Source organism: Marinobacter mobilis (assembly GCF_900106945.1).
GTDB lineage: Bacteria > Pseudomonadota > Gammaproteobacteria > Pseudomonadales > Oleiphilaceae > Marinobacter > Marinobacter mobilis.
In genome coordinates, this window is sequence record NZ_FNNE01000003.1 from 42,556 (window position 1) to 65,714 (window position 23,159).

At 57.9% G+C, this 23,159-nt stretch carries 22 protein-coding genes; 9 read left to right on the forward strand and 13 right to left on the reverse strand.

The features are described 5' to 3' along the window. Window positions 1-29 precede the first annotated feature (29 nt). The 8 genes from nth to metG are packed head-to-tail and all read right to left on the reverse strand — an operon-like array spanning window position 30 to window position 8,428. A complete protein-coding gene (nth, locus tag BLV11_RS05030; protein WP_091811886.1) occupies window positions 30-671 on the reverse strand; it encodes an endonuclease III in 642 nt (213 codons plus the stop codon). A gap of 13 nt (window positions 672-684) precedes the next feature. Then, window positions 685-1,401 (reverse strand): electron transport complex subunit E, encoded by a 717-nt coding sequence (locus tag BLV11_RS05035; RefSeq protein WP_091811887.1) that lies wholly within the window; start codon window positions 1,399-1,401, stop codon window positions 685-687. 2 nt (window positions 1,402-1,403) lie between these two features. After that, a complete protein-coding gene (gene rsxG / locus BLV11_RS05040; RefSeq protein ID WP_091811888.1) occupies window positions 1,404-2,054 on the reverse strand; it encodes an electron transport complex subunit RsxG in 651 nt (216 codons plus the stop codon). Window positions 2,055-2,057: 3 nt separating this feature from the next. After that, the gene (gene rsxD / locus BLV11_RS05045; protein ID WP_091811889.1) at window positions 2,058-3,110 is read right to left on the reverse strand and encodes an electron transport complex subunit RsxD; all 1,053 of its coding nucleotides are present in this window, start codon (window positions 3,108-3,110) and stop codon (window positions 2,058-2,060) included. A 34-nt stretch (window positions 3,111-3,144) separates the two neighbouring features. Next, a complete protein-coding gene (rsxC, locus tag BLV11_RS05050) occupies window positions 3,145-5,196 on the reverse strand; it encodes an electron transport complex subunit RsxC (RefSeq protein ID WP_091811890.1) in 2,052 nt (683 codons plus the stop codon). Beyond that, a complete protein-coding gene (gene rsxB / locus BLV11_RS05055; protein WP_091811891.1) occupies window positions 5,196-5,774 on the reverse strand; it encodes an electron transport complex subunit RsxB in 579 nt (192 codons plus the stop codon). The genes rsxC and rsxB overlap by 1 nt, the downstream gene beginning before the upstream one ends. Before the next feature lie 17 nt (window positions 5,775-5,791). Next, window positions 5,792-6,373 carry an electron transport complex subunit RsxA gene (gene rsxA, locus BLV11_RS05060; RefSeq protein ID WP_091811892.1) on the reverse strand — a complete coding sequence of 194 codons (582 nt, stop codon included), beginning with the start codon at window positions 6,371-6,373 and terminating at the stop codon, window positions 5,792-5,794. A 21-nt stretch (window positions 6,374-6,394) separates the two neighbouring features. Further along, window positions 6,395-8,428, reverse strand: a complete 2,034-nt coding sequence (gene metG / locus BLV11_RS05065) for a methionine--tRNA ligase (protein ID WP_091811893.1) — start codon at window positions 8,426-8,428, stop codon at window positions 6,395-6,397. A gap of 185 nt (window positions 8,429-8,613) precedes the next feature. On the opposite strand from metG, the gene apbC reads away from it, so the two are divergent. From apbC to BLV11_RS05085, 4 genes are all read left to right on the forward strand, one after another. Next, window positions 8,614-9,714, forward strand: a complete 1,101-nt coding sequence (gene apbC, locus BLV11_RS05070; RefSeq protein ID WP_091812238.1) for an iron-sulfur cluster carrier protein ApbC — start codon at window positions 8,614-8,616, stop codon at window positions 9,712-9,714. A gap of 93 nt (window positions 9,715-9,807) precedes the next feature. Continuing rightward, the gene (dcd, locus tag BLV11_RS05075) at window positions 9,808-10,374 is read left to right on the forward strand and encodes a dCTP deaminase (RefSeq protein ID WP_091811894.1); all 567 of its coding nucleotides are present in this window, start codon (window positions 9,808-9,810) and stop codon (window positions 10,372-10,374) included. A gap of 34 nt (window positions 10,375-10,408) precedes the next feature. Continuing rightward, window positions 10,409-11,008, forward strand: coding sequence for a DUF416 family protein (locus BLV11_RS05080; RefSeq protein WP_091811895.1), 600 nt, complete (start codon window positions 10,409-10,411; stop codon window positions 11,006-11,008). Between the two features lie 75 nt (window positions 11,009-11,083). Further along, on the forward strand, window positions 11,084-12,352 hold the full coding sequence (locus BLV11_RS05085; RefSeq protein WP_091811896.1) for a valine--pyruvate transaminase: 1,269 nt from the start codon (window positions 11,084-11,086) through the stop codon (window positions 12,350-12,352). Window positions 12,353-12,380: 28 nt separating this feature from the next. Here the strand turns inward: BLV11_RS05085 and BLV11_RS05090 are convergent, their stop codons facing one another. The 3 genes from BLV11_RS05090 to purM form a co-directional block, all read right to left on the reverse strand. Further along, complete coding sequence (locus tag BLV11_RS05090) at window positions 12,381-13,154, reverse strand: DUF3108 domain-containing protein (protein ID WP_091811897.1); 774 nt, start codon at window positions 13,152-13,154, stop codon at window positions 12,381-12,383. A gap of 163 nt (window positions 13,155-13,317) precedes the next feature. Beyond that, window positions 13,318-13,980: a phosphoribosylglycinamide formyltransferase gene (gene purN / locus BLV11_RS05095; protein WP_091811898.1), complete on the reverse strand. Its 663-nt coding sequence runs from the start codon at window positions 13,978-13,980 to the stop codon at window positions 13,318-13,320. After that, entirely contained in the window at window positions 13,980-15,041 is a 1,062-nt protein-coding gene (gene purM / locus BLV11_RS05100) for a phosphoribosylformylglycinamidine cyclo-ligase (protein WP_091811899.1), read from the reverse strand. Before purM ends, purN begins: the two co-directional genes overlap by 1 nt. Window positions 15,042-15,264: 223 nt before the next feature. On the opposite strand from purM, the gene BLV11_RS05105 reads away from it, so the two are divergent. From BLV11_RS05105 to BLV11_RS05125, 5 genes are all read left to right on the forward strand, one after another. Further along, the gene (locus BLV11_RS05105; RefSeq protein ID WP_245725923.1) at window positions 15,265-16,545 is read left to right on the forward strand and encodes a DUF2066 domain-containing protein; all 1,281 of its coding nucleotides are present in this window, start codon (window positions 15,265-15,267) and stop codon (window positions 16,543-16,545) included. 32 nt (window positions 16,546-16,577) lie between these two features. Then, window positions 16,578-17,135 (forward strand): CDP-alcohol phosphatidyltransferase family protein, encoded by a 558-nt coding sequence (locus BLV11_RS05110; RefSeq protein WP_091811901.1) that lies wholly within the window; start codon window positions 16,578-16,580, stop codon window positions 17,133-17,135. Further along, window positions 17,132-17,830: a DnaA regulatory inactivator Hda gene (gene hda / locus BLV11_RS05115; RefSeq protein ID WP_091811902.1), complete on the forward strand. Its 699-nt coding sequence runs from the start codon at window positions 17,132-17,134 to the stop codon at window positions 17,828-17,830. Before BLV11_RS05110 ends, hda begins: the two co-directional genes overlap by 4 nt. A 110-nt stretch (window positions 17,831-17,940) precedes the next feature. After that, window positions 17,941-18,738 (forward strand): ParA family protein, encoded by a 798-nt coding sequence (locus BLV11_RS05120; RefSeq protein WP_091811903.1) that lies wholly within the window; start codon window positions 17,941-17,943, stop codon window positions 18,736-18,738. 12 nt (window positions 18,739-18,750) lie between these two features. Further along, window positions 18,751-19,089 (forward strand): YqcC family protein, encoded by a 339-nt coding sequence (locus tag BLV11_RS05125; RefSeq protein ID WP_091811904.1) that lies wholly within the window; start codon window positions 18,751-18,753, stop codon window positions 19,087-19,089. A 2-nt stretch (window positions 19,090-19,091) separates the two neighbouring features. Here BLV11_RS05125 and BLV11_RS05130 read toward each other — a convergent pair whose 3' ends face one another. After that, window positions 19,092-21,890 (reverse strand): EAL domain-containing protein, encoded by a 2,799-nt coding sequence (locus BLV11_RS05130; protein ID WP_091811905.1) that lies wholly within the window; start codon window positions 21,888-21,890, stop codon window positions 19,092-19,094. 189 nt (window positions 21,891-22,079) lie between these two features. After that, window positions 22,080-22,928: a carboxylating nicotinate-nucleotide diphosphorylase gene (gene nadC, locus BLV11_RS05135; protein WP_091811906.1), complete on the reverse strand. Its 849-nt coding sequence runs from the start codon at window positions 22,926-22,928 to the stop codon at window positions 22,080-22,082. Window positions 22,929-23,159 lie beyond the last annotated feature (231 nt).

A 23,159-nucleotide genomic window follows, 5' to 3' on the forward strand; every position in this document is an offset into this window, starting at 1 on the left:
TCCGGCACTAGCAGGCCCGCCCGGGCCTGCTAGTCGAGGTAATCCCGCTTTTGTTTGAACTCGCAGAGATCTTCGATCGGGCAGATCCCGCATTTGGGCTTGCGAGCTGTGCAGGTGTAGCGGCCATGCAGAATCAGCCAATGGTGGGCGTCCAGCAGAAACTCTTTTGGGATCAGCCTTACCAGACGCTTCTCGACCTCCAGCACGTTCTTGCCCGGTGCAATGCCCGTTCGGTTCGAGACCCGGAAAATATGGGTATCAACGGCCATCGCCGGCTGGCCAAAAGCAGTATTGAGCACCACGTTGGCGGTTTTCCGGCCGACACCGGGTAGCGCTTCAAGGGCTTCCCGAGTGTCCGGTACTTCGCTGCCGTGTTGATCAATCAGCATGCGGCAGGTCTTGATGACGTTTTCAGCTTTGCTGTTAAACAGTCCGATGGTCTTGATGTATTCCTTCAGGCCGTCAACGCCCAGGGCAAAGATGGCTTCCGGAGTGTTGGCAACTGGGTACAGTTTGTCAGTCGCTTTGTTGACCCCCACATCCGTGGCCTGCGCCGATAGAATAACCGCGATCAGCAACTCAAATGGCGAGGAATAGTTCAACTCGGTCGTGGGATTAGGATTCGCATCCCGCAGCCGGGTGAAAATTTCTGTCCGCTTCTGCTTGTTCATGATTTGTTTTGCCTCAAGACACCTGGCCGGTAACTCGTACCCGCTTGCTACCCGTAATGGCAGGTTCTTTTACCTCGCTGACCTGGCGCTGGCTGATCCGGTTATCGATGCCATTCTTGATGGCGATCAGCAGGCCAAGGCCGATGAAGGCGCCCGGAGGCAGGATCATGAAAAGGACATCCGGGTAGTTCTCAAGTGGCCGGATGGCCCAGTCAGCGGCGCCCGGACCAAGCAGAAGCTGCATGTCGGTGAACAGCGTGCCCTGGCCAACGAGTTCCCTGAACCCGCCAAGCACCGCCAGCACAACCAGGAATCCAAGCCCCATCATTGCGCCGTCAAGGAGCGCCAGATGGGGTGGGTTCTTGCAGGCAAAGGCGTCAGCGCGCCCGAGGATGGCGCAGTTGGTGACAATCAAGGGAATGAAAATGCCGAGAATCTGATACAGCTCATAGGTGAACGCCTGCATGAGCAATTCTGCGCAGGTTACGAAAGAGGCAATGATCATCACAAAGGCGGGTAACCGGACCGAATCGCTGACAAAGTTGCGGATCAGCGACACCGCGAGATTGGATCCCATGAGCACCAACAGCGTTGCCAGGCCAAGTCCCAACGCGTTCACCACGGTACTGGTGACGGCGAGCAGAGGGCAGAGTCCCAGCACCTGTACCAGTGCCGGGTTGTTGAGCCAGAGGCCGTCCTTGATGATCTCAAGCGGGGTCTTGTTGGCCATGATCAGGGGGACTCCTGTGCTGTTCGGGTTGCCACGGCAAGGGCGACATCGGACTCATGGGCGCGGAGGTACAGCAGGGCATTCCGCACCGCACCGGTCACCGCTTTTGGCGTAATGGTCGCACCAGTAAACTGGTCGAAGACACCGCCATTCTTGGCGACAGTCCAGCCATCGAGCCCCGGGTTGTCCAGAGAGCGGCCATTGAAATCCAGTACCCAGTTGGACTTTTTCAGTTCAACCTTGTCACCCAGTCCCGGTGTTTCCTTGTGCCCGGTTACCCGTACCCCAAGGACGTCACCGGAGAGCGATACGCCCACCAGGATCTGTATATTTCCGGAGTACCCATCCGGCGCCACCACCGGGAGGATAAGACCAATCGCGCTATCGTCCACCCGGGCGACCCAGGCGTTCACCGGTTGCGGGAACCGGAAACGCTCATCTGCCGGCAACACAACCGTGTCATTGAGCATGTCATTGTTATGGAGACTTTCGGGGATGATCTCATAGAGGGCGCGAGCTTCGGCCCGGGCCACCTGCAGTTGAATCCGATCCGCGGTGAGCGCTTGGGTAATGGCAATGGTACCGCCGGTAAAAACCGCAAACAGGCCGAGACCAATGGCGCTGCGGCGAATAGACTGTCCGAGTGCTGCCATGACTTAACCCTGATTCCTGGTAGGAATGCCCCGACGTGCCTTGTGATGGCCATAGGTGCGCGGAGGCGTGTAGTGGTCAATGAAGGGCACCGCGAAGTTCATCAGCAGTACCGAAAAAGCGATGGCGTCGGGGTAGTTGCCCCAGGTCCTGATCAGATACACCAGGATACCTATGCCGGCACCATAGATCAGTTTGCCCTGATGGCTGGTGGCCGCCGAAACCGGGTCGGTGGCGATAAAGAACGCGCCGAGCATGGTGGCTCCCGCCAGCAGATGCAGGGACAGCGGGGCATATTGATCGGCATCGCTGCCAAAGGCCAGACTCATGATGCTGATGGCTGCCAGCATGGCCAGGGGGATGTGCCAGGTAATGATCCTGAGGGCGAGCAGAAGCAGGCCGCCGACGAGGAAGGCGGCATTGACCCACTCCCAGCCATGGGCAACCCCATCGCCAAAAATTGGGCTCTTCAGCACCTCGCTGGCCGTATGCGTGGCAATCTGGTGTTTGTAACTGTCCAGAGGCGTGGCGCCGGTGAATGCGTCCACCGCGGTTTGCTGAGCCGAGAAGATGGTGCTGAGTGTGTCGCCAAAAGAAGGCGCGCTTTCCCAAAGCAGCCCGGGTTGTGCCCAGTTGGTGGTCATGGCGACCGGGAAAGAGACCAGTACCAAGGCATAACCGACCATCGCAGGATTGAACGGGTTCGACCCCAGGCCGCCGTAGAGCTGCTTGGCTAGAATGACTGCGCTCAGTACGGCCACGGCGGATACCCACCACGGTGCCAGCGGCGGCAGCGAAAGGCCCAGCAACAGGCCAGTCACAGCCGCGGTATTATCTTTCAGGAAGAACGCGATGGGACGCTTGCGGATTGCCAGCATGGCGGACTCCGCCGCCAGCGCTACCGCGACACACAAGATCACGTTGATCAGGTTTCCCCAACCGAAGAACAGGGTCTGGGCCAGCAGACCGGGTAAGGTCGCCAGAATGACCCAGAGCATTACCCTGGAAGTGGATCGGGCCCCGCGGGCATGCGGTGAAGACTGTTGTATTAGCGCCATGAACGTTGTTGCCTGATAGGGGAGATACGGTCAATCATTGATCTGCTGCCTGGGCTTCCAGCTGATGCCTGGCTTCTGCCAGCGCTGACTCGGCACGCTCGACCCGCTGGCGGTTCTTGGCCACCGCCCGTTCCAGTTTCTCAGCATTGTCGGCGCCATTCGCGAGCGCTTCGTCCAGCATGCCCTGCATGGTGGCGAGCTTGTCCCGGGCCTTATCAAGCTGGGCTTCGAGTTCCGCGAGGTCCGGCATGACCTGTGCTGCTTCCTGGGATGGGGGGGACTGTACCGGTGCGACAGGTTCTGGGGTTGGTTGGGGCGCTTCCTGAGCGGCGGCAAGCGCCTCTTCGGCCCGCTGGACCCGTTCCTGATTTTTGGCCACCGCCCGCTCCAGTTTCTCAACCGAATCGGCACCTGCGGCGCGGGCCTCGTCCAGCATGCCTTGCATATTGGCGAGCTTACCGCGGGCTTTGTCGAGTTGTTCGCGCAAGGCGTTTACATCGGCAACTTCAGTGGACGCCGGTGTCGCAACGGCGTCTGCCTTGGCTTTCTTGCGGGCTAAGGCCTCCTGAACCATTGCTGCCTTGGCTGCCCGGTCGTCAGCTGGTTCCGCAGCGGCAGCACTGGCTTCAGCCTGTTTGCGGGCCTGGGCTTCAGCGGCTGCGCGTGCGCGTTCCTTTCGTTTCGCTTCTTTTTCCGCGGCCTCGCGTTCCAGCCTGGCCTGCCTGGCTTCAAACCGCTCGCGCGCCCGGTCGGCTTTCAGCTGCTCAGCCTGCTGCGTGCGGATTTCGCCTTTGGCGAAGCGGTAATACTGAACCAGAGGGATTGAGCTGGGGCAAACATAACTGCAGGCCCCACATTCGATGCAGTCAAACAGGTTGAGGTGCTCAGCCTTGTCGAACTCCTCCGCTTTGGCATGCCAGAACATCTGTTGGGGCAGCAGGTCCATTGGGCAGACCTCGGCGCAACTGCCGCAGCGGATGCACGGCTGTTCCGGCTCCGGATCCGGTAGCTCAGATGCTGTCGCTGCGATAATGCAATTGCTGGTCTTGATCAGCGGAATCTCGGTGCCTTGCAGGGTGTAGCCCATCATGGGCCCGCCCATGACCAGGCGGTTAAGCCGGTTGCTATTGAGCGCCGAACGTTCCAACAGGTAGCTGACCGGGGTGCCCAGTAGCACCTCGAAATTGCCGGGATTCGAGACGGCTTCGCCGGTCACCGTCGTGATCCGGGAAATCAGTGGCTCACCCTGGAATACGGCGCGGCCAACGGCTATAGCGGTAGACACGTTCTGGCACATAACGCCAATATCAGCAGGAATGCCGCCGTGAGGAACCTCCATGCCGGTAAGAATCTGCACCAGCTGCTTTTCGCCACCGGATGGATATTTGGTGGGAATAACCATGACTTCGATCTGGGTGCCGGCACAGGCCGCGCGCACGGACGCAATGGCCTGGGGCTTGTTGTCCTCAATGGCAATCACACAGCGTTCAGGACGAAGAATCCAGGCCATGACCTTGAGCCCGGCGATGATTTCCGGTGCCCGTTCCCGCATCACCATATCGTCTGCGGTGATGTAGGGCTCACATTCCGCGCCGTTGAGGATCAGGGTGCTGACCTTACGATCCCGGGGTGGCCGCAGTTTGATGTTGGTGGGGAAGCCCGCGCCGCCCATACCGGCAATACCCGCGTTGCGAATGGCAGCGAGTACCTCTTCCCGGTCCAGATTGCGGTAGTCCTCCAGGGGGTGGCGTTCGCCCCAGGTGTCTTCGCCGTCTGGGCGGAGCAGGATGCACCAGTCGCTCATGCCTGAAGGGTGCGGCACCGGGTGTTGTATGATGGCTTCGATCTGCCCCGAGGTTGGGGCATGCACCGGAACACCTACCGGACCGTCCACCGCTGCCAGCGGCTGCCCTTTAAGCACCTTGTCGCCGACCGCAACAATCGTTTCTGCCGGCGAGCCAATATGCTGCTGCAATGGCAGGATCAGCTGCTCCGGTATGCCCGCGTTTTCGATGGCGCGTCCAGTGGACAGTTCTTTACGCTCCGGGGGATGGATTCCGCCGGTAAAACTCCACAGTTTGCTCATCAGGCGGAAACCTCCTGACGATCAGTGGCGATGATGTTGCTGGTGGGAGGTGCCCATGTCCATGTACGGATATCGGCCTGAATCGTAACCATGTCAATGCAGTCTACGGGGCAGGGTTCGACGCACAGGTCACAGCCGGTGCATTCACTTTCGATCACGGTGTGCATGTGTTTGGCAGCGCCGAGGATCGCGTCGACAGGGCAGGCCTGGATGCATTTGGTGCAGCCAATACATTCGTCTTCGCGGATGACGGCTACGCGTTTAGCCTGCTCGACGCCATGCTCTGAATCCAGTGGCTGAGGCTCGACATCCAGTAGGTCGGCCAATGCCTTGATGGTGGTTTCGCCACCCGGAGGGCATTTATTGATCGCTTCTCCGCTGGCAATGGCTTCGGCATAAGGGCGGCAACCGGGGAAACCACACTGCCCGCATTGAGTCTGGGGCAGCAGTCCGTCAATCTGGTCGACCAGCGGGTTCCCCTCAACGCGGAAGCGCTCAGCTGCAAATCCCAGCAAACCGCCAAACAGAACTGCCAGCGACAGCAGAACAGCTACAGCAATCAGTACATTGGTTAGCATCTCTTGGCCTCCTGATCCTAAACGATGACCAGGCCGGTAAAGCCCAGAAACGCCAGTGCCATCAGTCCTGCCGTGATCATGCCGATAGCGGCACCGCGAAAGGCGACGGGTACATCAGATACAGCGATACGTTCACGCATGGCCGCGAAAAGTACCAGAACCAGTGAAAACCCGGCAGCGGCACCAAATCCATAAAGCACAGACTCAACGAAGTTGTTTTGCTTGTTTAGATTCAACAGGGCAACACCGAGTACCGCGCAGTTGGTCGTAATGAGCGGCAGGAAAATGCCAAGAACCCGGTACAGCAGCGGGCTGGTTTTACGGACCACCATTTCGGTGAACTGCACGACCACCGCAATCACCAGAATAAAGGTGATGGTCTTGAGAAAGCCCAGGCCCAACGGTGCAAGCAGGTAGGTATAGGCCAGGTAACTGCAGACCGACGCCAGCGTAAGTACAAAGGTGGTGGCCAGTGACATGCCCATAGCGGTTTCCAGCTTCCCGGACACACCCATAAATGGGCATAATCCAAGAAACTGAACCAGAACAAAATTGTTCACCAGTATGGTGCTGACCAAAATCAGCAGGTATTCCGTCATTAACATCAGCTCCGGCGGAATTTACATGATCCGCATGCCGGGCGTAGCCCCGGAATCCGGTGACAGAATGAAGATTTCCTTGCCGCCCGGTCCCGCTGCCAGCACCATGCCTTCGGACAGTCCAAATTTCATTTTCCGGGGCTTCAGGTTGGCAACCATCACGGTAAGCCGACCTTCCAGGTCTTCCGGTTTGTAGGCTGACTTGATCCCTGCGAAGACGTTGCGATCACCGTGGCCGATATCCAGCGTCAGGCGCAGCAACTTGTCGGCACCTTCAACATGCTCAGCTTTGACAATCCGGGCGACGCGGAGGTCGACCTTGGCAAAGTCGCCAAATTCTATCTCATCGGCGACCGGTTCAATATTGGCTGCCGGGGCTGGCTCGGCCGTCTCTGCACTCACCTCTTCTTTCGAAGCTTCCAGCATTTTCTCGATCAGCGGCATCTCAACCCGGTTCATCAGCGGCTTGAACTTGTTGATGCTGTGGTTTTCGAGCAGATTGCCGCGGTTGTTCCAGTCCAGGGCACTGTTGAGAAACTCCGCAGAAGCCTCCGCGGTTTTAGGCAGAACTGGAGCAAGGTAGGTCATCAGCAGGCGGAACATGTTGATGGCATTGCTGCAAATTGCCTGCAGGCGATTATCCTGACCTTCCTGTTTGGCAACGACCCAGGGCTGCTCGTCATTGACGTACTGGTTGGCAATGTCGGCCAGCTCCATCACTTTGCGCATGGCGCGGCCATAGTCACGGGATTCATAGTGCTCGGCGATCTCTTCACCGGCGGCCACGAAGGCATTCAGCTTGTCGGTTTCGGTAACCTGGCCAAGCTGGCCATCAAAACGCTTGGTGATAAAGCCGGCACTGCGGCTGGCAATGTTGACCACTTTACCCACCAGGTCGGAATTGACCCGGGCCGCAAAATCTTCCAGGTTCAGGTCCATGTCATCAACGCCGCTGCCGAGCTTGGCCGCGAAGTAGTAACGCAGGTATTCCGGATTCAGGTGATCCAGATAGGTGCGGGCCATGATAAAGGTGCCACGAGACTTGGACATCTTCTTGCCGTTAACGGTGACAAAGCCGTGGGCCCAGACCGCGCTTGGGGTACGGAAGCCTGCGCTGTGGAGCATCGAAGGCCAGAACAGGGCGTGGAAGTTGATGATGTCTTTGCCAATGAAATGGTACACCTCGGCGTCGGAGTCCGGTCCCCAGAACCGGTTGAAGTCGATACCTTCGCGATCGCACAGGTTCTTGAAGCTGGCCAGGTAACCGATCGGGGCATCCAGCCAGACATAGAAGTACTTGCCCGGTGCATCGGGGATCTCGAATCCGAAATAGGGGGCATCACGGCTGATGTCCCATTCCTGCAGACCAGCGTCCAGCCATTCGGCCAGCTTGTTGGCGATCTGGGGCTGCAGGGTGCCGCTGCGGGTCCAGTTCTGCAGGAAGTCTGAAAATTCCGGCAGACGGAAGAAATAGTGCTCGGATTCTTTCTCGACCGGAGTCGCTCCGGAGACTGCGGATTTCGGGTTGATCAGCTCCGCAGGGGTATAGGTTGCTCCGCAGGCTTCACAGTTGTCGCCGTACTGATCCTCAGTCTTGCACTTCGGGCAGGTACCCTTGATGAAGCGGTCGGCCAGGAACATCTGCTTTTCCGGGTCGTAGGCCTGAGTGATCTTGCGGGTCGCGATATGGTCGTTTTCCTGCAGACGCCGGTAGATGTACTCCGAAAACTCCTTGTTCTCCTCCGAGTGGGTGGAGTGGTAGTTGTCGAAGTGAATGTGAAACCCGGCGAAGTCCGCCTGGTGCTCCTGACGGATACGATCAATCAGGGATTCTGCGGTAATGCCTTCCCGCTCCGCCCGTAGCATAATGGCCGTGCCATGAGCATCGTCGGCGCACACGTAATAACAGTTCTGACCGCGCATTCGCTGGTATCGGGCCCAGATATCCGTCTGGATGTACTCCAACAGGTGGCCCAGGTGAATCGGGCCGTTGGCGTAAGGCAGGGCGCTGGTTACCAGAATGTCGCGCTGTTTCTGTGCACTGGCTTGGGTCATGTTAAAAGTCCGAACCTTGATCAAGAATGGTTGTGGTCAGAAGCGGGCACAGATGATACCTTCCGGGCGGCAATTTTTCATCTGGAACGCCCTAATTTATCGTGTTGAGGGTGTTGCCGGTCAATTTGGTGAGCGCCGGCTACGCCGATTGTGGATTTACCTGGTTTCAAACCCTGGAGAAAGGCATGACTGAGATTTCCCGAGAAGCTCTGGAAGCAGCAATCAGAGAATACAAGGACCCTTATCTGGAGCGGGATCTCTATGACCTTGACGCCGTGAAATCGGTAACGGTGGAGGATAACGGGAACGTTGCCGTTGCCGTTGAGTTGCCCTATGCCAGCGAGGGTATTGCCGGGGCACTTCGGCAGTTGGTGGGTAACGCGGTTGAATTTGTGGATGGCGTTAACGACGTATCGGTCACGGTGACTCAGCGTATTCGTGCTCACCAGGCCCAGCGCGACCTGCAATCCATCGCCGGGGTCAAGAACATCATTGCGGTTGCTTCCGGAAAAGGCGGTGTCGGTAAATCCACCACCGCGGTCAATCTTGCGCTGGCTTTGAGTCAGGAAGGGGCCCGGGTGGGGATTCTCGATGCCGATATCTACGGGCCCAGTATCGGCATGATGCTGGGTATCAAGGAAGGTACCCGCCCGGATACCCGCGAGAACAAGTATTTTCTTCCGGTACAGGCCCATGGCTTGCAAGCCATCTCCATGGCCTTTCTGGTGACCGACAAGACGCCTATGGTTTGGCGTGGGCCAATGGTGAGCGGTGCGGTCCAGCAGCTGTTAACCCAAACCCTGTGGGATGAGCTGGACTACCTTATCGTCGATATGCCGCCGGGAACCGGCGATATCCAGTTGACCCTGGCGCAGAAGGTCCCGGTGACGGGGGCGGTGATTGTGACGACGCCGCAGGACATCGCTCTGCTGGACTGCAAGAAGGGCATTGAAATGTTCCGTAAGGTCGACATTCCTGTACTGGGGGTGGTCGAGAACATGAGCGTGCATATCTGCAGCAATTGTGGGCATGAGGAGCCGCTGTTTGGTCATGGCGGTGGTGAGCGGGTGGCGGAAGAGTACAGCACCCTGCTACTGGGTCAGCTGCCGCTGCACATGACGATTCGTGAGCAGACGGACAGTGGCAACCCATCGGTGGCTGCAGAGCCGGATTCGGAAGTCGCCCGCCGATACCGCGACATTGCCCGTCGGGTCAGCGCGAACCTGTCCCAGCGGGAGGCGAACCTCAGCGCGCCGATCCCCAGCATCTCAATCAGCGATGACTGAGAACTATTGATTTTGGCCATGTCCGGCGCGGGAAGGTAAACTACTGCGCCAGACTTTAGATGACTCCACAGAATTCACCGCGAGACAGAACTGATGAGCATAAAATCCGATAAGTGGATCCGCCGCATGTCCGAAGGGGCCGGCATGATAGAACCGTATGAGCCGGGCCAGGTGCGGGAGTCCGAGAAAGGACGCGTGATCTCTTACGGTACTTCCAGCTATGGCTACGACGTCCGTTGCAGCAATGAGTTCAAGATTTTCACCAACGTCCATTCTGCGACGGTGGATCCAAAGAACTTTGATGACAACAGTTTTGTCGATATCACCAGCGATGTTTGCATTATTCCGCCCAACTCCTTTGCACTGGCCCGCACGGTTGAATACTTCCGTATTCCCCGTAATGTACTGACCGTGTGCCTTGGTAAGTCCACCTATGCCCGTTGCGGTATCATCGTGAACGTCACGCCTCTGGAGCCGGAGTGGGAAGGTCACGTGACCCTTGAGTTTTCCAACACCACCAACTTGCCGGCAAAGATATATGCCAACGAGGGCGTTGCCCAGATGCTGTTCTTTGAATCCGATGAGATCTGCGACACCAGCTACAAAGATCGTGGTGGGAAATACCAAGGCCAGACCGGCGTAACGTTGCCCAAGACATGATGCCCCAACCAGTGTTGCAGCGGAGAGCGTCCCAGTGAATGCCAACCAGTTTTTCAAGGCCGTAGAGCAGTTGCAGGGGTGGCGTGAGACCGCCTTCCTGCTGGCCCTGGCGGAGCGTGGGTTTGTCAACTATGCGTTGTTTGCCGATGCGCTGGCGTTGAAAACCGGTGCCAAAATGCGCCAGTTACTGGACTTGTCCTGGGGGCTCCTGCAAGAAGATACAGAAGAAAGTGCCATCCCTCAGATGCTGACCAAGCTGGAGGCCCTGGCTCCGGACGTGGACGCCTACGATGCCTACGGGGTGTATCCGGCCTACGATTTTTGCCGGTTGCTGGAGGGGGCGCTGCTGAGCCGGCTGAACCCGGGCAAGCATCGCGCCAGCGAAGCAGCCCAGTGGGCGACGGGCACGGTCATGTCCTTTATTGAAGTTTCTGAAGGTGATGACCTTGATGAGGATGATCTCGTCCGTCTGCTGGATCAGCACCCGTTGATGAAAGACGATAAGCAGTTCCAGCGTGAACTGGTGCTGTCGCTCAAGCGTCAACGTGTTCCCACCGAATCCTATGTCGAAGAGCTGAAGGCACTTGCGGAAAACGGCGGCATCAGCAATATCGGTATCTCGCTTCAGGACTGATCTGCCCCTAAACTCAGTTAGGGGCTTTGTGCCAAACCTCCTTCGATGTCCACCTGACAGAAATGGCCCAGAACCATGAAACTTTCTGCATTTGGCCGGAAATTCACCTCCGGCGCTGGCATTACATCATTGATGGAAGACCTCGGTAACGCACTCGCGTCCGGAGATGAGATGGTCATGATGGGGGGTGGTAATCCCGGACACATCCCCCAGGTGCAGGAGAGATTTTCAGAGATCCTTCATGAGCTTGCCATCGACCAGGCGGCCGTTCGCCGGCTGGTGGGCATTTATGATCCCCCGCAGGGTGAAAAGCAGTTCATCAGCGCTCTGACGGACATGCTCAACCAGGAGTATGGCTGGGGACTGAAGCCTGAGAACATTGCCCTGACCAACGGCAGCCAGGCAGCCTTCTTCATGTTATTCAACATGTTCGGCGGTGATTACGGTGACGGTTCCCGTAAGCACATTCTGCTGCCAATGGCACCGGAATACATTGGCTATGCGGATGCCGGTATCGCTCCGGAATTGTTCAAGGCGGTGCGACCGGACATTACGTTTACGGATGCCCATGAGTTCAAGTACCGGGTCGACTTTGACGCGGTTGAGGTGACGGCAGAAACCGGCGCTATCTGTGTGTCCCGGCCGACCAATCCCACCGGTAACGTGGTCACGGATGAGGAGCTGGCGCGGCTTGAAGTACTGGCCCGAGCCCACGATGTACCGTTGATTGTCGACGGCGCCTACGGTACGCCATTCCCCAGTCTGTTGTTCGTCGATGCGACCCCGCACTGGAATGAGCAGATCGTTCTGTGCCTCAGTCTCTCGAAATTAGGGCTGCCGGCAGCCCGGACCGGCATAGTGATTGCTGCTGAGCCGATCATTGAGGCGCTGGCGAGTGTGAATGCAATCATGAACCTGGCCACCGGCAGTTTTGGCGCTATGGTGGCTGAGCCGCTGGTACGCAGTGGCGAGATCCTGTCTCTGAGCCGGGATGTGGTGTGTCCATTCTACAAGGGGAAAATGGAGCGGGCCGTGTCGGAGTTTTCTGCTGCCATGGGAGAGCACTGTCGCTGGTATGTGCATAAACCAGAAGGGGCAATGTTTCTGTGGCTCTGGTTTCCGGGGTTGCCGGTCAGCAGTCTTGAACTCTACCAGCGCCTGAAGGCCCGGGGAGTTCTGGTGGTCTCCGGACATTATTTCTTCCCGGGGCTGCCAGACGATGGCTGGCGCCACCGCAATGAGTGTCTGCGTGTGACCTACTCCCAGGACGATGAGCAGGTGGCGAAAGGGTTGCGGATAATTGCCGACGAAGTGAAAACCATCTGGGCCGAAGCCGGGCACTAGCGAGCCCGGGCCGGCTCTGGGTGTCGGCCTAGGGTGTCAGGTTGGTGTTCTCGATATGTATTTCATAAGTGGTGCCGTCTGGTTCTTTCTGCGTCAGGCGCACCATCATGTGATCCCACTCCGGGGCGAACCACATCAGGGTTTCCCGCTTGCTCGTTTCACTTCGAACCTTCTCAATCTTGACGGTCCGGGCTTCACCAAGGCGGGTCGTCAGGGTTTCTTCTCCAATCACTGAAAACTGATCCTCGTCGAAGCGGCCTTTATCGATCACGTGGTAGCTCATTTCCGTCATGCCGGCGCGAATATCCTGGTGCAGTTGTAACTGGTAGCCGAGCGGATCAAGGCTGCCATCCCGCAGGGGGAGGCTGAAGGTCCGGCCTTCATGATCGCCCCGGGCGATACCGTTTTCCCAGTCAAAGTCGATTGCGCGAGTCCGGTCGCGGATAAAGACGCCGGATAGCTTATAGCGATAACGTAACGGCTGGACCTGAGTGCCCGTCCAGCGGAAGAGTACCGACTCTTCGATATCAGCGATGAATGAGTCGACCTTGAACCGGTAGCTCCAGAGCCCGTCATCTTGCCGTTGCAGGACGCGAGTAGCCTGTCCGTCGATGGCAACCCCTTTGTTGAGGGAAGCGCGGAAGCTGGCGGAGTATGGCACCAGTTCCGGGTAAGGCATGTCCTGTGGCGCGGCATCGCTCATCTGCTCGTCTGCATGGCTGGCGCTTATGGGGGCAAGCAGCAAAAGGCAGGCGATGATCAGGGCGAAAACGCCGTTAAGGTGGTGTTCCACAGCGGGCATTCCAGGACTCCTGGCAGGAAATGCGGATGATTTTAATTATGTGTTGTCCTGATTCTAGCCTGCTATCGCAAAATTGGTGTGACAAAACCGTAAGTTGGGGCGCGGTCAGAGCCGAAAACGAGGCGGGTGCCGCTGCCCCTGATGGGGCAGTGGCCAAGTGTGGTCAGTCCGCAGACAGAACCATGGGGGCTGGCACGGGCTGGCCGTCGAAACATACCTGGTCGTCCACCAGTCGCAGGCGGCCTTCACAGAACCAACGCAGGACGATCGGGTAGAGCAGGTGTTCTTTCTCCTGGACTTTCCGCGCAAGGCTGGCGGCGGAATCGCCGCTTTCAACCGGCACTTCCGCCTGGGCAATGACCGGGCCGCCATCCAGATCTTCGGTCACAAAGTGGATGGACACGCCGTGCTTGCTGTCACCGGCATCGAGCACCCTTTGGTGAGTGTTCAGGCCGGTATAGTGAGGCAGAAGGGAGGGATGAATGTTCAACATGAGGCCGTGGAAGGCGCGGACAAAATCGGCGGTCAGGATGCGCATGAAACCTGCGAGCACGACGACATCCGGACTGTGGCGTACGATTTCCGCCCTCAATGCGGCGTCGAAGCCTTCCCGTGAGTCGAACCTGGTATGGTCGACAGTGAAGGTCTCGATGCCGGCCTGTTTGGCCCGCTCCAGGCCGAATGCGTCGGGGCGGTTGCAACCGACGGCCACAATGTCCCCCGGGAACTCCCGTTCCCGGGTCGCGTCAATCAGTGCCTGCAGGTTCGTTCCGCTGCCAGACACCAATACAACAATGCGTGGCGTGGTGATGTCCTGTGATGTCATCAGGCCAGAAACTCCGGCGCGTAACGCACCACGGGATCGGCAGAGGCGTCGTCCTGGGATTCGATAACACCGACCTGCCAGGCCTGCTCACCCATGCTCGCCAGTGCGTCGAGGGCGAGTTGCTTCTGATTGGCAGGCACGCAAATGATCATGCCGATGCCGCAGTTGAAGGTGCGGTACATTTCGTTGCTCTCGACACCGCCGGCTTCCTGCAGCCACTGAAATACCGGGGGCAGCGTCCAGCTGGCGGTATCGATCACCGCGCAGCTGCCTTTCGGCAGTACCCGGGGAATGTTCTCCGGCAAACCGCCGCCGGTGATGTGGGACATGGCGCGGATATCGACTTCTTTGCGCAGCTGCAGCAGATTCTTGACGTAGATGCGGGTCGGTGCCATCAGGGCATCTGACAGCTTGGCGTCGCCCACCTTCTGGTCGAGATCGGCGTTGCTGACCTCGAGGATCTTGCGGATCAGGGAATAGCCGTTGGAATGTGGGCCGGATGAGCCCAGAGCGATCAGAGCGTCACCGGATTCAACCCGGGTACCGTCGATGATTTCGCTGCGTTCCGCGACACCAACGCAGAAACCGGCCAGGTCATAATCATCACCTTCGTACATGCCAGGCATTTCAGCAGTTTCGCCGCCCACCAGCGCACAGCCGGATTGCTCGCAGCCATCGCCGATACCGGCAACAACCTGCGCGGCCACATCGACGTTGAGCTTGCCAGTGGCGTAGTAGTCGAGGAAAAACAGCGGTTCGGCACCACCGACCACAAGATCGTTGACGCACATGGCGACCAGATCAATGCCGATGGTGTCGTGTTTGGCGAGCTGCATGGCCAGGCGGAGCTTGGTGCCAACACCGTCGGTGCCGGAAACCAGCACCGGCTCCCGATAACCTGCCGGGATGGCGACCGTGGCTCCGAAGCCTCCCAGTCCACCCAGAACCTCAGGACGGCGGGTTCGTGCTGCTGTGTCCTTGATCCGGTTGACGAGTTCATTGCCGGCGTCAATGTCTACGCCAGCATCGCGATAGGTGAGAGAGGGCTTCTTGTCGCTCATGGTATTGGAAACCGTTTTGGTCAGTGAGATAAGCGCGGGATTTTAACAGGTGCGGAGAGGGGCTCCAAATGCAATTGGCCTGTTTGCTACTCAGCTTAATAGGCTTGGTGTATCCTATGCGCCATTAAACGGAACTCCAGGGTGCTTCATGCCAGGAACAGGTCGTTCGATCCAATCATCCAAGTCAGTCTTTTCTCGCTTTTTCCTCGCTGTTTTGTTCGTTATGGCCGGGTACGCTGCACCCGTCGCTGCGGTAACAGTTGATGGCCTCTATTCCGTTGAGGTTGCTGTGGCGGGGTCTGCCCCGGGTCAACTTCAGGACGGTTACGCTGATGGCCTGCGCAAGGTGCTGCTGCGGGTTTCCGGAGGCAGTGATGTACTGACTCTGGAAGGCGTTGACGAGTTGTTGGCCAATGCCGAATCACTTTTGCAGTCATATCAGCTTGTTCGCGGCGGAAGCTCGAATTCCGGTAGTCGCCTGCGAATGACGTTTGGTGCGGTGGGGGTCAATCAGGCGTTATCCGCAATCAATGCGCCGGTCTGGGGTGTGAACCGGCCGCTGACGCTGGCGTGGATTGCGGTGCAGGACAGGGCCGGTCGACGCCTGATCAGTCAAGGCCAGGGACAGGACGATGCCCAGTCGCTGCGCTGGCTGCGGGCATTCCAGGCTGCGTCGGTTGAGCGGGGATTGCCGCTGGCGGTTCCTCCTGCAGACGTGGCCAGTGATCGCACGCTGTTGTCCGAAGTCTGGGGCCAGTTCATGGAGCCGGTACGGCTTCAGTCCGAGGCTTTGGGTTACGATTTGCTGGCAGCTGTACGTATCAGCTTTGAAAGAAACAGCTGGCGCGCGTCGTGGTTGATCGAAGGCCGCGGGCTTGAGGCGACTGAGCAGACGGTTGAAGCCTCTTCGCCGGAATCCCTGGCCCAGCGGGTAGTGGGTGTCTGGGCAGACCAGTTGGCGGCGCGCTACGCCATTGCCGCCGGTGATGTGAGTGGCGCCCCCCAGGTCGATATCGTACTTGATGGGCTTGACTCCATGGCCGATTACGCTGCGGCCAAGCAGGCTCTGAGTGCGCTGGCCCCGGTATTGAGTGCGGGGCCGGTCAAGGTTCGTCGGGATCAGGCGACACTCCGGGTGGCGTTCTCCGGGGAACTGAGCCAGCTTGAAGAGTATATGGCGCTGGATACCCGGTTTGTTCCGGTCGCCAGCGTACCAGAGCTGACGGCTGACCTTGAACCAGACATGGCGGTTGGAGCGGATGAATCTGCAGGCGCCGAGGAACCATCATCTGAGGCCAATGGTGAATTCGAGACTGGCGACAACGAAGGCACTGCCGCCGACACCGTGGGCGAATCTGAGGAGGAAGCCGGGGAATTATTCAGCTATCAGCCGCTGACCCTGAGTGCTCAAGAAAAAGAACAGGCGTTTGAGTCCCTGTATCCGGTTCTCCACTACCGCTGGCAGGCGGAACCCGCAGCTGAGGGTATTGGACAGCGCGAATGATGATACGGCACCGCTGAGGAATAGCGATCAAGATGACCATACAATGGTGGTGGATCCCCAATGCCCTGACCTTTCTCAGGGTGATCCTGATCGCCCCTTTTGCTTTTTTTCTCTGGCATGAAAATTATTGGCCGGCGTTGATCGTTTTTTTGGCCGCAGCGGTGTCTGATGCGTTTGATGGCTATCTGGCTCGCCGATTTAACTGGCGCTCCCGACTCGGGGCTATTGCGGATCCGCTGGCTGACAAGGCCCTTCTGATTACTGCCTACCTGATGCTGTCCCTGACTGGGGTGTTCCCGGTCTGGCTGTTCATTTTGGTATTGGGGCGAGATTTGCTGATTGTGATCGGTGGGCTCGTATACCACTATGGGGTGGGGCGTTTTGACATGCAGCCAAGTGTTCTTGGCAAGCTCAATACACTGGTGCAGATTCTCGTGGTGCTGGCGGTTATCGTCATGCTCAGCGAGTTTCCGGCGCAGGGCTGGATCAGGGAGGCGGGTATCGCTCTGGTGTCGGCGTCAACGGTAGCGAGCGGAATCCATTATGTGGTGGTATGGAGTATTCGTGCGTGGAGGGCAAAGCAACATTGAGTGGGCCCCAGCTGACACTTGGCGTTAAATTGAGGGATGACGCCCGGTTCGATAATTTTCATGGAGACCGCAACGCTGAAGCTGCGGTGCGGTTAAAAAAACTGTGTGGTAACGTCGCTACCGTGCCTGTGACGGTGCTGTGTGGCGCCGCGGATACCGGAAAGAGCCACCTATTACAGGCTGCCTGCCATGAGGCTGAGCGCCTGGGCCTCTATGCAACCTGCGTTAGCGTCGGCGAGTTGCTGCCGTTCGGACCTGGGGCATTGACCGGGCTGGAACGGGCACAACTGGTTGGCCTGGATGATCTGGATCTGATTGCAGGTAACGCGGACTGGGAAGAGGCTGTTTTCCATCTGTATAACCGGGTTCTTGATCAGCGTCACCAGTTGATGGTCAGTCTGTCCGAAGTCCCCGGTAATCTGCCGTTCGGCTTGCGTGATCTGGTGTCCAGGCTTCAACATGGGCTTCTGGTCCAGCTCGGAATCTACCGGGACGAAGACCGCACCACCATTTTGCGTGCCCGCGCCGAGCAGCGAGGCCTGGTTCTGGCGGACGATGTGGCGACCTTTATCCTGAGGAGAGCTCCCAGGAAGCTGGGCGAGTTGTTGGCGATCCTCGACCGGTTGGATGAGAACTCCCTGCAGGCCCAACGCAAGCTGACAATCCCGTTCGTCAAGGCCGTAATGGGCTGGTAACGGCGGCGCAGCAACAAGTAGCACGCGACAAAGACAAGCAATAAACACAACGATAAACAACCAGGCACGTGACCGGCCTGGACACATTTGGGGATGATCCAGAGGGCGATATGAGACGAGTGGTTTTCAATCAAAAGGGTGGCGTGGGTAAATCCAGTATCACCTGTAACCTGGCCGCAATCAGCGCCGCGCGCGGCAAACGTACGCTGGTGGTGGACCTGGACCCACAGGGAAACTCTACCCACTACCTGCTGGACAAGCCCTCCAGCGAGCTCAAGGATACCGTCGCTGATATGCTGGAGCAGACAGTGTCCTTCAGTGTGTTCAATCGGCGGCCGGATGAATTCGTCCACGCATCACCTTTCCATAATCTGTTTGTGATGCCGTCCAGTCCCGAACTGGATTTCCTGGAGCGTAAGCTGGAAGCCAAGCATAAAATCTACAAGCTTCGGGAAGCCCTGAAAAAACTTGGCGAGACTTTTGATGCGATCTACATCGATACGGCGCCGGCGATGAACTTCTATACCCGTTCAGCCCTGATCGCTGCCCAGCGTTGTCTGATTCCTTTCGATTGCGATGATTTTTCCCGTCAGGCGCTCTACAACATCCTCAATGAAATTCGTGATCTGCAGGAAGACCATAACGACGAGCTGGTAGTGGAAGGAATTGTGGCCAACCAGTTCCAGCCCAGGGCAAGCCTGCCCAAACGGCTGGTGTCAGAGCTGCTTGATGAGGGGCTGCCGGTACTTCCGGTTCGACTGTCCAGCTCGGTGAAAATGAAAGAGTCCCACCAGAGTCGCCAGCCGTTGATTCACATGGCTCCAAAACACGCGCTTACCCAGCAGTTCGAGAACCTGTTCAAGGTGTTGCATGGAGAGCAGGTTGAACTGGAGCCCTTGGCGGATTAAGTGAGCAGAACCATGGCTAATCAACCGCAAAATCTGCTTGAAGTCGCAGACTGCCTGCTGCGGATCGAGGTGGAACTCCGCCGTCTCGATTGTTGGTCTGCTGAATATCCGTCCGAGGAGGCGCTGCAGAGTACGCAACCGTTTGCGGTTGATACTCTGGAGTTTACCGAGTGGCTTCAGTTCATCTTCCTAGAGCGCATGAAGGTATTGGTGGAGAACGATCGCCCGCTACCATCGGTGTCAGGCATGGCGCCGATGGCCGAGGAGCATTTCCGCGGCCGGGAAGAGGGCATCGGACGCCAGCTCATCCGGGAGCTGGAACTGATGGACCGTTTACTGTCTGGGGGCTGAGGCTACTCTTTCCCGGTCAGTGAAGGGCGAGTTGTCAGCGGGAAATCGAAGGGGTTTTCCGGCAACAAGGGTTCGCCGCCATTGACCCGATGTAACAGTTCCGGCAATTGAGCGCTGGCCACCGGTTTGCAGTAGCGGTGGCCTTGCAGCAGGTGGCAGCCCGCTGAACGCAGGAATGAATCCTGATCGGCGCTTTCCACACCGGTCGCTGCCACCGTCAGGGACAGCTGTCGTGCCAGGTTCACCAGAGTGTGAATAATCGCCCGGGTGTTTTCATCGTGGGGAGCGTGATGAAGCAGGTGTTGATCGATCTTGACCTGGTCGAATGGAAGATCCCTCAGCAGTTTCAGCGAGGACAGGCCGCTGCCAAAGCGATCCAGCACCAGTCCAACTCCGATTTCTTTGAGCCGCTTGAGTGTGTTGGCGGTATCTGCCTGATGGTCCGACAGGATTCGCTCGTCAATCTCCAGTAACAGTAATGACGGATCCAGTTTTGATTCTCGGATCGTCTGGGCAAACTGGTCGGCCAGCTGGGGATGGTTGTACTGCCTTGAGGACAGGTTAATGCGGACGCTGACGGGCTTTGAGCTCATGGCCTGAATGGCTCGGGCCTGAAGGCAGGCGTTTTGACAGATCCACTCCCCAAGTATCTGCAGCTGCCCGGTCTGCTCTGCTATCTCGAGGAATTCCCTGGGCGACAACAGGCCCCGGCTGGGGTGGCGCCAGCGTAGCAGTGCTTCGAGGCCGTCAATGCGACCGCTGCGGGCATCCAGCACCGGCTGATAGTAAAGATCGAGCTCTCCTCTTGCGATGCCTTCACGTAGCTCCTGTTCCAGGGTTATCTGACGAAGCATCTCCCGGTTCATGTCTTCCGAAAAAAACTGGATGTTGTTACGCCCGGCTTTTTTCGCCCGGTACATAGCCATGTCGGCACATTTCAGCAATTGCTCGTAGTTGTCCGCGTCATCAGGGGCCAGGGCAATGCCGATGCTGGAGGTAACAACGATTTCTCCAGCGGGAATGCTGATGGGCTGAACCAGCACGTCGAGGATGTTTCGGGCGACTTTTTCGCAGCCGTCGGCGCCACTGACCTGGTTGAGCAACACCGCAAATTCATCGCCGCCGAGGCGGCCGATGGTGTCTTCCTGGCGTACACAACTGCGTAGCCGGTTGGCAATTTCCTTCAGCAGCACGTCGCCGGCGTCATGCCCCAGCGTGTCGTTGATGCGTTTGAAATGATCGACATCAAGGCAGATCAGGGCGCAGTTTCGATGGTGGCGGAGTGCGCTGCTGATGGCCTGTTTACAGCGGTCTTCAAACAGCCGTCGATTGGCGGTATCCGTCAGCACGTCATAGTGGGCCAGGTAGTGCAGCTGGCTCTGGGAATGGCGGATCTCGGTAATGTCCTGGCCAATCATTATGACCCTGCGCTGGGACTCGTCGTAACCTGGAAGCAAGCTGAGGTTCCAGAGGATATGGTAGGTATCCCCATTGAATCCCTGCACCTGTGTTTCCAGGGTGTCCTGGCTAACGCCGACGCTGAACAGTTTCAGAATCTTCCAGGCGAGTTCGTCCCGATGTTCAGGTTTGATGAAGGTATTGGCCAGATTCCTGCCGATGGCTTCGTCCCTGCTGTAGCCAAACAGCTTTTCCGATGCGCTGTTCCACTGCCGAACAGTCACCTGCTCATCCACCACCACGATCGGATTGCTCGCGGTTTCAAACAGGGCGCGATAATGCCGGGATGAGCGCTGGAAGGATTTTTCGGCCTGCTGGCGGACAAAGATTTCATCCTTGAGTTCAAAGTTGGTGAGCTGCAGCTCGCGCGTGCGCTGTTCAACAATATCTTCCAGGCTATTCTCGATCATGTCCCTGTCCCAGAGCAGAATCCGAACATAGCAGGAAACCGCGGTGATCATGGCAATCAGGGCCTCGGCAACCAGCAGGCTACTGGCGGATTCGCCACTTTCACCACTCTGAATTGCAAAGAACAAGGCTGTGGCTCCAGCAACCGTAATGCACACCATGGCTTCGGCAACACCAAAGCGGGTAGCTGCCCAGATAGTGATGGGGAAAATGAGGTAGAGGCCCTGCATTGGGCTGTTGCTGGCAATAAGTAATACAAACATCAGGCTGCTCAGCCAGAGGAGCCCTTCAAAAGAGACATGTTTGAAATGCCGGGTGAGGTGCCGGGGGTGGCCACTCATGACGACCGGGGCCACCAGCAGTGTTCCCAGGATGCAGCTGAGCCAGAGATGAAGCAGGGTTGCCTGGGGCGTAAACGCCTGGCTGGCGCTCCATGTCAACAGAATCGTGTAGGGAAGTGCGGTCGCGAAGCTGGCGAGTGTCAGGGCGCCCAGGAACCAGAGAAAATCCCGGTACCGGAGCAGTGGAAGCTGACGCCTCCGTGCCTGACGGTAGGTCAGCCACGTGATCAGGGCGGGGAGGAGAGTGAATACCGTGGCATTAATGAACTGAAGGAGCCCATCACTGACGTTCCCAGCCGAAAGGTACGCCGGAACCAACGCTGCTCCGAGAGAACCGGCCATGACCCCGGGAAGCGCCTTTCGGCCGCGAAGAAGCAGCAATCCAACCGCCAGCCCAGTGGGCAGCCAGGCAAAAGGGTAGGTCTGGTCGTTATTTGCGTAGAGGAGGCTGCACAGCGCCAGCAAAATAAAGCATGCCGTCTCGAGCAGCCATGCAAGTGTGTGATGTTGTGAGTCCAAATCCGTTGGTTTCTGCACGGCTTTCCATACCTGCTCGGCGTTCGACAAAATCCTTTTGTGCCGGGTCATTCGCATATCATGCCCCCACCCGTTTCCCTGATGGGCTCCGCATTGCCATTTGACCACGGTGCTCTCCCTGATTCACGGTCAGGAAGCCCGGTAGATACTGCGCTTAAATAAAGCGCCTGCTGGGAGGAATCTGGTCCCTATGATTCCTTCCGGTCAGGCCGTGTGATTCCGGCGAGGCGGCTTGTTACCCTCAAACTAGCTGATGGCATTAAGCCGCATGGACAGATCCACGGCTTTGATGTCCTTGGTCAGGGCACCAATAGAAATATAGTCAACACCGGTTTCTGCAACCGGCACGAGAGTCTCTGAGTTAATACCCCCGGACGCTTCCAGTTTAGACGCTCCTTCGGCAAGCGCAACCGCCGTTCGCATGTCAGCCAGACTGAACTCGTCCAGCATGATGATGTCGGCGCCAGCCGCCAGGGCCTGGCGCAGTTCGTCGAGGTTTTCGGTTTCGACTTCGACCGGGCGCCCCGGTGCAATCCGGTGGGCGGCGTCGATAGCGTTGGCGATGGAGCCACAGGCGGCGATATGGTTTTCCTTGATCAGAAAGGCATCCCAAAGACCGATTCTGTGGTTAAAACAACCGCCGCAGGTCACCGCGTATTTTTCTGCCAGTCTGAGTCCCGGCAGCGTCTTGCGGGTATCCAGCAGGCGCACGCTGGTGTGGGCTACCAGCTCGGCGTAGCGGTGACAGTTGGTGGCTACCCCGGACAGGGATTGCAGCCAGTTCAGTGCCGAGCGTTCAGCGGTCAGCAGGCTTCTGGCGTTGCCGGAGACGGTGAACAGGACCTGGTTTGCGACCACCTGGTCGCCGTCGCTTACGTGCCAGTCCAGTTGAATCGATGGATCCACCTGGCCAAAAACTTCGTCTACCCATTGAGTACCGGCAATAATGGCCGCTTCCCGTGTAATGACCTGGCCGTTGGTGATTCGGTCAGCGGGAATAAGTGCGGCCGTAATGTCGCCGCTGCCAATGTCCTCACGGAGGCTGTGTGCAACCGTTTCAATGCGGGATTGGCGAAGGGCTTCAGGGGTCAGCATGGTTATCGTGGTCCATCATGGCAAGTTGGGGAGTGGTGGCTGATTTTACTGCCATGCGGGGGTAACAACAAACCTGTGGTGAAGATCGCTGGATTGCAGGGTGACAAAATTCGTCAGTCCAGGTGCTGAGTGTGGTAAAACTAGGGCACAGGGATGCGGCGGTAACTGCCTAACCTGACGCAGGAATGTGACGCAGGTTTGTTCTTCACAAAAGGTGACAAAACCTGACAC

Coding starts and splice junctions, on each gene's coding strand:
- nth (WP_091811886.1), bottom strand. CDS start 671: ATGAACAAGCAGAAGCGGACAGAAATTTTCACCCGGCTGCGGGATGCG.
- BLV11_RS05035 (WP_091811887.1), bottom strand. CDS start 1,401: ATGGCCAACAAGACCCCGCTTGAGATCATCAAGGACGGCCTCTGGCTC.
- rsxG (WP_091811888.1), bottom strand. CDS start 2,054: ATGGCAGCACTCGGACAGTCTATTCGCCGCAGCGCCATTGGTCTCGGC.
- rsxD (WP_091811889.1), bottom strand. CDS start 3,110: ATGGCGCTAATACAACAGTCTTCACCGCATGCCCGCGGGGCCCGATCC.
- rsxC (WP_091811890.1), bottom strand. CDS start 5,196: ATGAGCAAACTGTGGAGTTTTACCGGCGGAATCCATCCCCCGGAGCGT.
- rsxB (WP_091811891.1), bottom strand. CDS start 5,774: ATGCTAACCAATGTACTGATTGCTGTAGCTGTTCTGCTGTCGCTGGCA.
- rsxA (WP_091811892.1), bottom strand. CDS start 6,373: ATGACGGAATACCTGCTGATTTTGGTCAGCACCATACTGGTGAACAAT.
- metG (WP_091811893.1), bottom strand. CDS start 8,428: ATGACCCAAGCCAGTGCACAGAAACAGCGCGACATTCTGGTAACCAGC.
- apbC (WP_091812238.1), top strand. CDS start 8,614: ATGACTGAGATTTCCCGAGAAGCTCTGGAAGCAGCAATCAGAGAATAC.
- dcd (WP_091811894.1), top strand. CDS start 9,808: ATGAGCATAAAATCCGATAAGTGGATCCGCCGCATGTCCGAAGGGGCC.
- BLV11_RS05085 (WP_091811896.1), top strand. CDS start 11,084: ATGAAACTTTCTGCATTTGGCCGGAAATTCACCTCCGGCGCTGGCATT.
- BLV11_RS05090 (WP_091811897.1), bottom strand. CDS start 13,154: ATGCCCGCTGTGGAACACCACCTTAACGGCGTTTTCGCCCTGATCATC.
- purN (WP_091811898.1), bottom strand. CDS start 13,980: ATGACATCACAGGACATCACCACGCCACGCATTGTTGTATTGGTGTCT.
- purM (WP_091811899.1), bottom strand. CDS start 15,041: ATGAGCGACAAGAAGCCCTCTCTCACCTATCGCGATGCTGGCGTAGAC.
- BLV11_RS05105 (WP_245725923.1), top strand. CDS start 15,265: ATGGCCGGGTACGCTGCACCCGTCGCTGCGGTAACAGTTGATGGCCTC.
- BLV11_RS05110 (WP_091811901.1), top strand. CDS start 16,578: ATGACCATACAATGGTGGTGGATCCCCAATGCCCTGACCTTTCTCAGG.
- BLV11_RS05120 (WP_091811903.1), top strand. CDS start 17,941: ATGAGACGAGTGGTTTTCAATCAAAAGGGTGGCGTGGGTAAATCCAGT.
- BLV11_RS05125 (WP_091811904.1), top strand. CDS start 18,751: ATGGCTAATCAACCGCAAAATCTGCTTGAAGTCGCAGACTGCCTGCTG.
- BLV11_RS05130 (WP_091811905.1), bottom strand. CDS start 21,890: ATGCGAATGACCCGGCACAAAAGGATTTTGTCGAACGCCGAGCAGGTA.
- nadC (WP_091811906.1), bottom strand. CDS start 22,928: ATGCTGACCCCTGAAGCCCTTCGCCAATCCCGCATTGAAACGGTTGCA.